Below are 11,900 nucleotides of genomic sequence, written 5' to 3' on the forward strand. Positions count from 1 at the left end.
AGTCATATTGCTGTCGCAGGAGTCATATTGCTGTCGCAGGTGAAAGCAGGCAGTTAGTTAAGCGATTTAAGCTCCTTCCATCCTCTAAAATAAGCAAGAAGCCAGCGGATCATCCGTTGGCTTCTCTTTTTGTAGTGCCGTTTAGAAATCATGCTATGGAATGAGCAGTTTATTTGCCTTTTTTGGATGCAGCCCAAAAAGCGAGTACGACAAGGGGGATAAAAATGTACCACGGAATGGTAATTGTACCGCCAACAATAACAGCGAGCACCATCACGATCAAGACACCGAGAATAATGTAAAGACAGCCTCTGCCGAACGTTTCCATCATTAATCGCCTCCTAAAGCTTAGGTTTTGCCGAGGCAAAACCTCCTTCGCAAGCAGTCACTTCTTGAGAGTATATTCGGTAATAACGTTTTTATGGGTGATATGGTTCCAAAAATTGAAGGGACAAAGAGGCTGCTGTATGAAATCAAACGGCCCAAAACAAACAAAAAAATGACCCGCATCGCTGCGGGCCGGTGTCCTAGATCTATATATCAACAGTGGGGTTGATGTCTCTAAGTATAAAAAACGAACCTTAACGCAGCATTAAAATTGTTTGTCGGTTTGTTTACAATAGCGTTCGTTACGAATGGCTGGAATCGTCCAATAGGTGGCCATTCTCCAGATCCATTCMATCGGTCCCATTTTGAAAAAGGAGAGCCAGATCATACTGAATATCATTTGGATAATATAAATGCCGATGCAAAGCAGTGTCGTTTGAATAGGGCTAAGCATACCGTTTAAATTAAAAAATGCTGCCGCCATAAGCACGATAATCGTTTGCCCTAAATAGTTGGTTAAAGCCATTTGGCCATAGGCGCTTAAAGGTTTGAGCAGCGTACGAATAAATGGATGCTGAACAGCCCGTACAAGAGTAGTGACATAAAATAAAGCGACAAGAAGACCTATAAATGCGACTGCTCCTTGGTAAATTTGCATGGCTATCATTTCAGATGAAGAGCTGCCTTCTTCAATGACCATAACATTTTGCTCGGGTAGTATACGGTACTGGATAAAGATACCAATAGCGGCCATTGCAAAAGAGATCCAATGCAGCTTGCGGATCGCAGATTTTGACTCTGCAAGACGTTGAAACACCTTATATTGTCCAGCTGCAAGCCCAAGCAGAAACAAGGGTAGAATAAGCAATAGTTTGCCTCCTAGAAAGGCGGCAGGAAGTATAAGCGCTAAAGCGATAATCAGATTGATTTTTGGTTTAAGCTTGTAGAAAGGTAGAAGGAGGAAGCCGGCAATTGCGTAAAGAAACAAGGCTTCTCCAGGATGGAATTTCTGATGAACAAATCCTATGGCTAGCAAAAAAATAAGCCGGCGAATAAATAAAAGGTAGCCGTTATTGCCTTTCTCGATCGCTCTAGATAGAAATAAATAAAAGCCTACGCCGAATAAAAAGGTGAATATGACATAGAAACGCGATTCTACCGTCAAATCTAGGATACGAGACATATACCAATTAGCAGTCCCCGCTTCAGCTGGCGCTACGTTAAGAAGGGGCAAAATATTGACAAGCAGAATGCCAATTAAAGCAAAACCTCGCAAATAATCAAGCGTTTCAATTCGTTTGTTTTCAGAAATAGGGTTCAAGCAGCATACACTCCTAATCTTTACTTTGAATATAAAATGGTTTGGACTTTATTTTAAAAGGAATCTTTCCCTGTGAAGATTACAACAATAATTACAGCAGCGACAGTTCTGATCGTTTTTAACCATTGATTCATAAGTGGTTGCCTCCTCTGATGTTCAATAATCTATTTCCTATCATAAAGAAAAAAACGATAGGCAGCCATCGATTAGAGTGACATTAAAGGTGACAAGATTGTAAGATGCACTATAGGTAGAAACAGAAATAGGACGGAGCAGATTAAGCAGCTGCTCCGTCCTATTTTTAAGTAAACTGACTAATGTATCTGGTTATGGTCTGGAACAAAACGTCCATGCTCCGGAACCGCAATTTCTTTAAATTTTTTCGTAAGAAGCTTGAGATTATCAGACAAGGTTGCGCCAAACATCGGTTCCCCGTGACCGGTAATCGCCAAATTCGGATTCAGATCTTTGAGATTTCTAACGGATTGCTCGGCGGCTTTCCAATTAGTCGTAAAGTATTTAGGGGGACCGCTAATTTCCTGCTCCTGTGTGATGACCTTATATAGCGATTCCTGCTTAACTGTTGCAAATGCGTCACCTGCAATCAAAGTGCCATCCTCAGGACGGAAAAATGAAGTATGTCCTGGTGTATGCCCCGGCGTATGAATATACTTCCAGCCTGGCATTCCCGGCAAGCTGCCGTCTGTTGGAAAGGGATGAACTTTGTCGTCGAGGTGAATTCCTTTATGGGGGAAGAAGGTAGAAAGCTCAGACAAGAGACCGCCATGTACAGAGGAGTCCGCGGGCGGATAATCGGATTCTCCATTCAAATAGGGCAGCTCCAGCTTGTGCGCGTACACGGGCACATTCCAGTGTTCAATCAATTCAATAATGGCACCGACATGATCGAAATGGCCATGAGTAAGCAGAATCGCTTGAGGAGCGGAATCAAAGCGTTCCTCTGCTTCTTTAATGATTTTATGGGCGGATCCTGGCATGCCTGCATCAATAAGGACCCAGCCAGCTTCTGGTTTCTTTGGATCACCTATAAAACAAATATTGACGAATTGGATTGAGTAACAATAAACATCAGGCCGATAAGCAAGTCCATTTCCACTAGCAGAAGTCGTTATCGGCACAAAAGAATGCTCGAATGAGCTCTCCAACGTAAAACGCCTCCTTTTTCATCATTCTCTTGTATAAACTGTCCAAATGACTATTGGTTATGCTTTTGGCTTAAGCAGATCATTATTTTTAGAATGAAATAATAGCAATTGGTACAAATTAAGGTGCATTATTTCTAGGAGGTGATGGTCATGGAGAAAACGTATGATTTACCCAAATTTCCGGAGTCTTACTGGTCAGAAACGTCGAGCCGGCAATCTTCATACGCCATACTTGAAGAGAATATAGAAGTTGATATTGCCGTCGTTGGAGGCGGGATTTCGGGTGTAACAGCTGCTTATTTATTAGCTCAGGAAGGGTTTAAAGTTGCCCTTATAGAAGCGGGTCAGCTTCTTAATGGAACAACGGCGCATACCACTGCGAAGATAACAGCGCAGCATGATCTTATTTATGATGAACTTATGCAGAAAGCTGGAGCGGAAAAGGCAGCATTATATTACAAAGCGAACAATGATGCCCTTCAATTCATTAAGGAAACGATCAAGCTGCATAAAATGGAATGCGGATATTCCGTACAGGATGCGTATGTTTATACCGATTCAGAGGCATACATAACTAAGCTTGAGAACGAGATGTCTGCTTATTCGTCGATCGGCATTCCTGGCTCTTTCACGAATCAAATCCCTTTGCAGATCCCAGTCAAAGCGGCTGTCATCATGCAGGATCAAGCGCAGTTTCATCCATTGCAATATTTGTATGAGCTTGTACGGAAGTTCGTAGAAGCAGGTGGATTTATTTATGAGAATACGACAGCTATTGATGTAGAAACAGGCCCATTGCCGGAAGTGATTACAAGCAAAGGATACCGAATTAAATGTAAGCATGTCGTTTCTTGTACTCATTTTCCATTCTTTGATGGGCATGGGTTTTATTTCTCAAGAATGCATGCAGATCGTTCCTATGTACTCGGCATTCATGTCGAGGATGACATTAAAGGCGGCATGTACATAAGCGCTGAGGACCCGAAGCGCTCGATTCGCTATGTGGAAACGTCGAAAAACACAAGGCTGCTTCTCATTGGAGGTCAAAGCCATAAAACAGGTCAAGGGATTTGTACAATTAATTATTATGAGGAGCTGAAAAGATACGCGGAGCAGCATTTTCGGGTAAAAGAAATTGCGTATCGTTGGTCGGCCCAGGATCTTGTTACTGGTGATAAGATCCCGTATATTGGCCGAATAACGGAATCTTCCACTAATGTTTTTGTTGCGACAGGCTATCGTAAATGGGGCATGACGAATGGCACAGCCGCCGCTTTGCTTATTAGAGATTTAATTATGAAGAAGGATAATGCATATGAGGAGCTTTATGCGCCTTCACGCTCGATGTCGCTCGGAACGATCGCGAATCTTATTGTAGATAACGCCGATGTGGCGAAGCATCTTATCGCGGGCAAGCTCGAAATGGCTCATAAGCGTCCGGAGGATTTGGCRCTGGATGAAGGCAGTGTCGTGCTTTTGCATGGAAAAAGAGCAGGAGCTTACAAATCAGAGGATGGAAAATTATTTCTCGTAGACACAACCTGCACACATATGGGCTGTGAAGTGGAATGGAATAATGGGGATCGCACATGGGATTGTCCTTGTCATGGCTCTAGATTTGCGATTAATGGCGATGTGATGGAGGGGCCTGCAGAAGAGCCTTTAAAAACCTTGCATCTTCGGCATTAAAAATGAACCCTGATACGTCAAACCATTCCAAATAAGAAAGGAGTACATCTGTGAAAAAAAAGTGGGACTTAGCAGCTTTAGCATCCATTCCATTAATTATGACGCTCGCTAACTCAATGTTGATTCCCGTATTGCCCTTAATGAAGAAAAAACTGAATATCTCATCTGTGCAGTCGAGCTTAATCATAACGGTTTATGCTGCAGTCTCGATTATTTGTATTCCAATCGCTGGGTATCTGTCAGATCGTTACGGACGGAAAATAGTCATTATTATAGGCTTGTCCATTGCAGCGATTGGAGGACTGATATCAGGCTTAGCTGCTTGGTTGATGCATTCCCACGTTTATGCGGTCATTTTGGCAGGAAGATTTATACAAGGGATTGGGGCTGCAGGTGCTTTTCCAATTGTCCTTCCGTTAGTAGGTGACATGTTCGAGAGTGAGGAGGAAGTTAGCAGTGGGCTTGGGATGATTGAGACCTCCAATACATTTGGAAAAGTGCTCAGTCCGGTATTAGGTTCGGCGCTTGCCCTAGTTATATGGTACTTGCCTCTTGCTGTTATTCCGTTCATATCATTAATTTCAATCATTGGGGTTATTTTCCTCGTAAAGGAGCCTAAATCAAAGCAAAAGAAAAAAGAAGAGAGCAGTTTAAAAAAGTTTTTTCAATCCATTAAATCGATACTCGCTGAGAAGGGGCACTGGCTTTATGCAACCTTTGCCATCGGTGGTCTTGCAATGTTCATTATGTTCGGATTTCTATATTACTTGTCATCGGTCTTAGAGGACCATTACAAAATCGAAGGCATTTGGAAAGGATTGCTGCTAGCCATTCCTTTAAGCGCCATATGCCTTGCTTCGTTCATCACTGGAAAAATTGTAGGGGAAAACAAAGCGAAAATGAAGTGGTTTATTGTCATCGGCACTGCTGTACTTGCGGGGATGATGCTGGTTTGTGGAATCATCAATACAAAAGGGATATTTTTTCTAATTACCTTTATGTTTATAAGCGGAGCTGGTATTGGATTAGCCTTGCCGAGCTTGGACGCTTTAATAACGGAAGGGATAGAGAAAAAACAGCGAGGCACCATTACCTCGCTGTATAGCAGCACGCGTTTTATAGGCGTAGCCGTAGGTCCATTGATTGCATCAGTATTGCTGAAAAACGAAGCATTGCTATTTTATTTGTTTGCGGGATTTGCATTGCTTTGCTCCATACTAGCCTTGCTGACGATTAAGCCAAGCAAGCAGAAATCGGCTTCGTGAGAAGGATTATATATGATCAGCTGCACGAAGCATTTCGAGGATGGGTTAGCTGCATGCTATCCCATCTTTATCACGATCCAATTTCAAGGAGTATCCGGGGTCTCCTTTATGTAAAGGCGCGGCCCCAGCTGCTTTAGCAGCTGCACAATTGGCATAATAAACGGTTTCTTCTGTTGGCTTCGGCTGCTCCATCGCTTCATCCATAACGAATAATACACGCGTTCCGTCCTCTAAATCAGTCAAAAGATTTCCAATCCACGAACCAGCGCCGCGATTATCCTTAGGAGAAACATAAGCGATATCCGCACCAGCACCGCCTTCTTTGCACATGGCCATCGGCCATTCATCTCGATCATAGCCCTTTTTGGTTGGAATCCCCCGTAACGAGGCTTCACGATTAGCGTTAGCGCCATCTCGATCGATCGTACAAACCGCTGAAGCACCTGCACGAATGGCTGCTGCAATATGCGCCATCGTCTCTGGATAACGATCAGTAGGCAAATGGATCGTCATTCCATACTCTGAAGCAGTGGAAGCCGGGTTTGAATCAGAACTGATAATGAATTGTCCGCATCCTGTGAGGATAAGCGTAAGGGTGAGTAATGCGGCTAACAATGATCTCATGATGTGTCTCCATTTCTAGTCATTTGAAACCATCATACAATACAGCTTGCAGTCGCGGATAGGATGAGGTTTACAATACTGTGCAAAAACGGATAATTTCGAATATAAAATGAATGTAACGGAGAAAAAAAGAAGACCTATCGAGTAGGTCTTCGGAGGAAGTGTATGAGGATAATATAGAAGCTCAGTGTTTAGAGGGTTATCTGCCGTAACCGCCGAATGCACCACAAGTGCAAGCGATAATAACCAACAAGATGAAAAGGACCAGAATCGTACCAGTGTTAGTGAAAGCACCGCCAACGTGACCGGACATTTTTCATAGCACCTCCTTTGAATTGAAGATTCTATAGGTTATGCTCCACTTTTTCTTTTTGATTGGGTGTTTGTCATAGAGACATTATATATATGTCACTAGCCTATGAGAGCCTTTTGTGATGGAGAATTTGGTGATTTATTAGGAATTCAGCATATGGGATACGCTTTATTTTAAAACGTGTGCAGAAGGATTAGAGATATCCTTATTTTCAATGAGCTGCAATAAAAGGTCAAAAAATTGTTGACGCTGCTCAGTGGAGAAGTTGCTTAATAATTGCTCTGCAATTTCCGATTGAAATGCTAGAACTTGACTTATATTGGCTTGCGCGAGTTCTGTGAGCTCCAACAGCGTAGCTCGACGATCAGTCGGATCGGGGATTCGGATAAGAAGTTTATCCCGTTCCAGAGCATCAACAAAATCAGTAACGGTACGCGCTTTAATGCCTAGTTCAGAGGCTAGTTCATTCATGCGAATTTTCCCGGCTTTGTAGACGACAGATAGAAGGCGCAGCCTTGGGCCGGTAATTTGATAAGGCATGTTAAGCGCGGATAATTGTGTTTCAAATTCTCTTTGAATATAGTGTGTTGTCCTCATTAATACATGAATGATGTCTATAGGTACGGGATTGTCCGAGTGCGTAAACATAAGTGCCTCCTTGTTCGACGTATAATCGGTATCGCCGAGCTGTTTATTTTCTATTTTAGCTGATTGTTTTCAAGTTGCAAAACTTCGCATACGTTATTAGCTAATACCAGCTATATCAGTATTTCATATCTTGACACCTCTCATATTAGTGTGTATCCTCAGTAATATATTATAGTGAGGATACTCACTAAAATGAAGGGCAATTTTTAATAGGATCAAAATGATAATTATTGGAGGGAATGGTATGGTTGGTTCGGAATTTAAAAATGGGGACAAGCTGCTGCGAGTACTCGTTGTTACTTTAATATTCTCAGTAATGAACGGCACGATGTTTAATGTGGCTCTTCCGGCAATCGGTGAGGAGTTTAATCTGATTCCTTCACAAGTGAGCTGGATTATGACGTCGTATATGGTGTTATATGCGATTGGATCAATCGTGTTTGGAAAACTAGCGGACAAATATCGTTTAAAGGATTTGCTGACGTATGGACTAATCGTGTTTGCTCTCGGCTCGCTCATCGGCTTGCTTGCTACCGAGTATTGGATGATTATTGCCGGTCGCATTCTGCAAGCAGCTGGCGCCTCGGTGCTTCCAGCTACGGCTATGATTATACCCATTCGATATTTCTCGCCTGAAAACAGGGGGAGGGCACTAGGAACCTCAGCAATTGGGCTTGCATTAGGAAGTGCTATGGGGCCAGTAGTAGCAGGATTAATTACAAGTGTAGGAAACTGGAGGCTCTTGTTTGTCATATCGCTGCTTCCGTTACTCACACTTCCTTTCTTTCGTAAATATTTGGATCATTCGAAAGGCACTGCGGGGAAAATAGATTTTATTGGCGGTGGCTTGCTTGCTGCGGCGGTTGCGCTCTTCTTGCTTGCGATTACGCAGAGCAGCGGCTTACTCTTCGCAGCAGGGATTGTACTGCTCGTTTTCTTTATTATCCGAATAAGAACTACGGATAATCCCTTTATTCAGCCAAGGCTATTCCGCAACAAAAATTACTCTATAGGGTTGTTTATAGCTTTCATAACGACAGCGATGAGCTTTAGTTTAACATTTATGTCACCGCAATTTTTAACAGCATTAAATCATTTATCGCCTAGCAGCATTGGTTTTGTCCTGTTTCCAGCAGCGATTGCTTCCGCAATCATGGGACGCAGGGGCGGCAAATTGGCTGACGAACGCGGCAACTTTACACTCGTTTCTATCGCAGCTTTGTTAATTTTCTCATGCTTCGTGCTTTTATCTACATTTATTGGAGTGTCTCCGTACGTGATAGCGCTCATTCTCATAGCGGGCAATGTTGGACAAACCTTCATGCAAATTGCGATGTCGAATACGATATCTCGGACGTTACCGAAAGAAGAGACGGGTGTAGGCATGGGATTGTTGTCGATGATCAACTTTATCTCTGGTGCCATTGCGATGAGCTTAATTGGCAAATTGCTTGATAAAGGTTCATCTTCCTTTCACTTAAATCCGGTTGTGACGAATCCAACAGCGTATGTGTACAGTAATATTTTTGTTGTACTAAGTATTGTAATTGTTGTTGCAATCGTTATATATCGCCTGCAGTTTGGAGCAGCTAAAGCTGTTGCACGAGCTAATCAATAATGTATATCCTTGTTAATTGAAATACAACAAATGCTGCTGCGCCAAACATTAATAGTCGACCTGTATATTTTGTAATTTTCTCTGCGACCTGTTCTGCTTCTTTCATCTTGGGAGATTCTTCTCCATAGGATCGTTTCTTTAAGGAGAGTAATACAAATACAAGGAGCATGAGCCCGAAGAAAAGATATTTTGCTAGCGTAGTATCAAACAACGAAATGAATAAATGAAGCAAAGCCGTCCATGGATTGAATTCGCTGGAGAAAAACAGGAGCATCACCTTCTTTACCTAATTATTGGGATTATACCATTTGAATAGTGGATGATTATAGGTTTTTTTGAGAATGCTCGATGCACAGTCTAACAAAATAAAGTAACAGCATTCATAAGAAAAAGGGGTGCTCGCCAAGTAGGTTTGCCTACTAGGGGAGCACCCCTTTTGTTCGATTTATAATGGCATTGTCCATACAATTTCAGCGATTCGAACGCAAGCCTGACGGCTGTGTAATTGCAGGAGCACATGGTCTGGTTTTACGTCAATGATAGATCCTTCGATTGCTCCCCTCGTTGTTTCGAGTAATACGCAGCGACCAGTTAAGCGCATGAGGGCTTCTACTACATAAGGATCAATGGCCGATACGGTTTGGATTTGAACAGGATTACTCTGAACTGGACTGACGTTGCTTGGTTGATACAAATTATCCACTCCTTAAATATAGGTTCTAACCCATCATATGCAGATGCTTAGTGCATGGAGTGGGCTAAAGCCCTGTATCATTATTCGATTCGTTTGACATGCATATAAGTAATAAATTGGGTATAACATACTATTTTTAAAAACCGATGAGATCTACAGTAGATACAGGGGGATAAAGATTGAGAATTACAAAGGAATCACTTGCGGAAAGAATTAATTTAATATCGGAGAGAGCAAAAGAGTACGATAATATTGGCATCTTGATCATAAGTAAATGCCAATCGCTGTACGAGGAGTTTGATAAGATTAAAGAAACGGATTCTGCAAAGCTAGAACGAAAACTAACCTTGTTTAAATTCAATCTTGATAAAATGGACATTATTTTAGCAGATCACAAAAGTGGGAAAAACCTAGCATACGGCAGCTTATCTACACGTTTAAACTTAAATGTAACCTACATATTATTAGTTTTCTGTATACTAATATACTCGGGTCTTTTTGTATTTATCGATTCCTATAATAGTGCTGATCCTATGCAAAATATAAATGTTTATGTAACAAATTATTTAAAATATTTTCTCGTTAGCGTTATGGGTGCGCTATTATACTTCATAACGGATTCCATGGTCGTTTACAGTAAAAGCATGACTAGAATACTCGTAGCGATGTTTATACCTGTGTTGTTTTTAGGAGTACTATTTACGCCAGGCGAGACTCAAAACTTGGATTTGAGCAGTACAAACGTGATGTTATTTTTATTTGGCTACTCCTCCAATTTAATTTCTATTTTGCTGAATAAAGCAATTAAAAAAGTTGAACAGTTGTTTAATGTTCAACAATAAATGAAAAGAGGACGTTTCATAAGTAGTTATGTTCGCTGTTGCCATAGCTTGATTTGAACAAAAAAGCTGGATAACATTAAAAAATAGCGGTGCTGGCGGTTATGCCTGCACCGCTATTTCCTATTGTGGTATATAGCTGCTTGTATAAGTGGAATATGTGCAAGCGAAGGCCGCATCAGTCTTAGATTTACTTTTGCAAACTGCGAAGCAGGAACTGAACTCTGCCTGCACCGTTGGTTATTCTTTATCTAACCCTTTTATCCAAACCTGACGGCAATCACGTTCGGATTCATTTCGCTCATTCGTCTCACTGATCTCACCGAAATCGCATAACTTCCTAAGCTCACATCTATCTCTAACGAACTGTATACTGCTTATTAAGCATAAAACTGCCTTTCTGAAGTTTTAACGAACTGTACAGACGTTATAGCTTGCTAAAGAGGGTGTTAAGCGTTATTTTTCTCGAAATAACGTCTCGGGAGTTCGTTAAAATTTTAATCCCTTATAAATGGGTTAAATAAGAGCTGCTAGGTTCGTTAGCTATAGGTCTAGTAGGAGAGAGCATTGTTGGAAGCAGTGAAATCAAAGAAAAGCCTTATCAACCAAACAAATCAACCAAACAAAGTAAGGGCTGTTCCAAACGTAGATAGATCTACTTCTGAGCAAGCCCTCTTTGTTTTGGTTGCGTAACGAAGATTTTTTGCTGACGGTTACTACATTATCGGGTATTGAAGAACTAACCTTAATCATCACCATAAGTATCGTTCACTATTTTTTCTTGCTTTTCTTATTAAAACTCCACAGGTGATTGAGCCATTATGTAATTAAAAGGCGTGTAGTTATTGCTAGGTAATTGTTTGTTTAATATCATTTTAGTAATTACAGTTCCAATTAAGAGTAACAACAGTAACTCTGAATATGATCAAGAGACCTGAGTCCATGAGTGATCACATCCTTAGATTAATTTTATAAATCAATGTACTGGTCCTTATTAAAGACAGGTATTACCTAAACCGAAATCATTTTCAGCATAAAAAATGTAAATATGAGCACTATAATTATTGGGCAATAAAGGACTATAACAATAATTATTGGAGGTTTATTCAATGAGCGTGAAAAAGGATGCTGCTGATTTTCTAGAAAATCAACAATTGCAGCAAGCACAGCAAGAGGTTCAGGTGGCGCATCAATTGATGCAAGTAGAGAGTCAAGAATTACTAGAAGCGGAACAGCTCCTGCAAACGGAAATTCAACATGTTTTGCAGGCTCAACAACAAGTGAAACAAGAACAACAAGATATTCAAGCAGCACAACAATTACTACAACAAGCACAAGCTGCTGCTATGGCTTCTCAAAACAATCCACTTCAAGACACCTAAGAGCTAAAGTGTTG

14 protein-coding genes and 1 pseudogene are annotated in these 11,900 nt (G+C 41.3%); 6 read left to right on the forward strand and 9 right to left on the reverse strand.

Annotated features, from left to right (window positions below; all coding sequences use genetic code 11):
* Positions 1–169 precede the first annotated feature (169 nt).
* From AC1DSE_RS19865 to AC1DSE_RS19875, 3 genes are all read right to left on the reverse strand, one after another.
* Positions 170–331 carry a hypothetical protein gene (locus tag AC1DSE_RS19865; protein ID WP_179089800.1) on the reverse strand — a complete coding sequence of 54 codons (162 nt, stop codon included), beginning with the start codon at positions 329–331 and terminating at the stop codon, positions 170–172.
* Positions 332–592: 261 nt separating this feature from the next.
* The gene (locus AC1DSE_RS19870; RefSeq protein WP_477528076.1) at positions 593–1,648 is read right to left on the reverse strand and encodes a DUF418 domain-containing protein; all 1,056 of its coding nucleotides are present in this window, start codon (positions 1,646–1,648) and stop codon (positions 593–595) included.
* A gap of 314 nt (positions 1,649–1,962) precedes the next feature.
* On the reverse strand, positions 1,963–2,814 hold the full coding sequence (locus AC1DSE_RS19875) for an MBL fold metallo-hydrolase (protein ID WP_477511451.1): 852 nt from the start codon (positions 2,812–2,814) through the stop codon (positions 1,963–1,965).
* Between the two features lie 150 nt (positions 2,815–2,964).
* Between AC1DSE_RS19875 and AC1DSE_RS19880 the strand changes: the two genes are divergently transcribed.
* Together AC1DSE_RS19880 and AC1DSE_RS19885 are read left to right on the forward strand one after the other, a co-directional pair.
* Positions 2,965–4,503, forward strand: a complete 1,539-nt coding sequence (locus AC1DSE_RS19880) for an FAD-dependent oxidoreductase (protein ID WP_477511450.1) — start codon at positions 2,965–2,967, stop codon at positions 4,501–4,503.
* Positions 4,504–4,553: 50 nt separating this feature from the next.
* Positions 4,554–5,768: an MFS transporter gene (locus AC1DSE_RS19885; protein ID WP_076268313.1), complete on the forward strand. Its 1,215-nt coding sequence runs from the start codon at positions 4,554–4,556 to the stop codon at positions 5,766–5,768.
* 45 nt (positions 5,769–5,813) lie between these two features.
* Here the strand turns inward: AC1DSE_RS19885 and AC1DSE_RS19890 are convergent, their stop codons facing one another.
* The 4 genes and pseudogenes from AC1DSE_RS19890 to AC1DSE_RS19905 form a co-directional block, all read right to left on the reverse strand.
* Positions 5,814–5,972, reverse strand: coding sequence for an excalibur calcium-binding domain-containing protein (locus tag AC1DSE_RS19890; protein ID WP_477528077.1), 159 nt, complete (start codon positions 5,970–5,972; stop codon positions 5,814–5,816).
* Positions 5,970–6,392: pseudogene (locus AC1DSE_RS19895) on the reverse strand (NucA/NucB deoxyribonuclease domain-containing protein); the annotation flags it as partial. The gene AC1DSE_RS19890 and the pseudogene AC1DSE_RS19895, both read right to left, overlap by 3 nt.
* A gap of 199 nt (positions 6,393–6,591) precedes the next feature.
* On the reverse strand, positions 6,592–6,705 hold the full coding sequence (locus AC1DSE_RS19900) for a sporulation protein YjcZ (protein WP_083681988.1): 114 nt from the start codon (positions 6,703–6,705) through the stop codon (positions 6,592–6,594).
* Positions 6,706–6,873: 168 nt separating this feature from the next.
* The gene (locus AC1DSE_RS19905) at positions 6,874–7,353 is read right to left on the reverse strand and encodes a MarR family winged helix-turn-helix transcriptional regulator (RefSeq protein ID WP_477511449.1); all 480 of its coding nucleotides are present in this window, start codon (positions 7,351–7,353) and stop codon (positions 6,874–6,876) included.
* Between the two features lie 244 nt (positions 7,354–7,597).
* Between AC1DSE_RS19905 and AC1DSE_RS19910 the strand changes: the two genes are divergently transcribed.
* Entirely contained in the window at positions 7,598–8,971 is a 1,374-nt protein-coding gene (locus tag AC1DSE_RS19910) for an MFS transporter (protein ID WP_477511448.1), read from the forward strand.
* Between the two features lie 445 nt (positions 8,972–9,416).
* Here AC1DSE_RS19910 and AC1DSE_RS19915 read toward each other — a convergent pair whose 3' ends face one another.
* Complete coding sequence (locus AC1DSE_RS19915) at positions 9,417–9,665, reverse strand: DUF2642 domain-containing protein (RefSeq protein WP_339208868.1); 249 nt, start codon at positions 9,663–9,665, stop codon at positions 9,417–9,419.
* Between the two features lie 179 nt (positions 9,666–9,844).
* On the opposite strand from AC1DSE_RS19915, the gene AC1DSE_RS19920 reads away from it, so the two are divergent.
* A complete protein-coding gene (locus AC1DSE_RS19920) occupies positions 9,845–10,507 on the forward strand; it encodes a hypothetical protein (RefSeq protein WP_477511447.1) in 663 nt (220 codons plus the stop codon).
* A 567-nt stretch (positions 10,508–11,074) separates the two neighbouring features.
* Entirely contained in the window at positions 11,075–11,197 is a 123-nt protein-coding gene (locus tag AC1DSE_RS19925) for a hypothetical protein (RefSeq protein ID WP_477511446.1), read from the forward strand.
* Positions 11,198–11,297: 100 nt separating this feature from the next.
* Here AC1DSE_RS19925 and AC1DSE_RS19930 read toward each other — a convergent pair whose 3' ends face one another.
* On the reverse strand, positions 11,298–11,411 hold the full coding sequence (locus tag AC1DSE_RS19930; RefSeq protein WP_477511445.1) for a hypothetical protein: 114 nt from the start codon (positions 11,409–11,411) through the stop codon (positions 11,298–11,300).
* Between the two features lie 202 nt (positions 11,412–11,613).
* Here AC1DSE_RS19930 and AC1DSE_RS19935 point away from each other — a divergent pair, with 202 nt between their 5' ends.
* Positions 11,614–11,886 carry a hypothetical protein gene (locus AC1DSE_RS19935; RefSeq protein WP_477511444.1) on the forward strand — a complete coding sequence of 91 codons (273 nt, stop codon included), beginning with the start codon at positions 11,614–11,616 and terminating at the stop codon, positions 11,884–11,886.
* Positions 11,887–11,900 lie beyond the last annotated feature (14 nt).

It is taken from the genome of Paenibacillus sp. 01L418, from assembly GCF_056400045.1.

Excerpts from the sequence above, each read along its gene's own strand:
- AC1DSE_RS19865 (WP_179089800.1), bottom strand. The coding sequence starts at position 331 with ATGATGGAAACGTTCGGCAGAGGCTGTCTTTACATTATTCTCGGTGTC.
- AC1DSE_RS19900 (WP_083681988.1), bottom strand. The coding sequence starts at position 6,705 with ATGTCCGGTCACGTTGGCGGTGCTTTCACTAACACTGGTACGATTCTG.
- AC1DSE_RS19905 (WP_477511449.1), bottom strand. The coding sequence starts at position 7,353 with ATGTTTACGCACTCGGACAATCCCGTACCTATAGACATCATTCATGTA.
- AC1DSE_RS19935 (WP_477511444.1), top strand. The coding sequence starts at position 11,614 with ATGAGCGTGAAAAAGGATGCTGCTGATTTTCTAGAAAATCAACAATTG.
- AC1DSE_RS19910 (WP_477511448.1), top strand. The coding sequence starts at position 7,598 with ATGGTTGGTTCGGAATTTAAAAATGGGGACAAGCTGCTGCGAGTACTC.
- AC1DSE_RS19890 (WP_477528077.1), bottom strand. The coding sequence starts at position 5,972 with ATGGATGAAGCGATGGAGCAGCCGAAGCCAACAGAAGAAACCGTTTAT.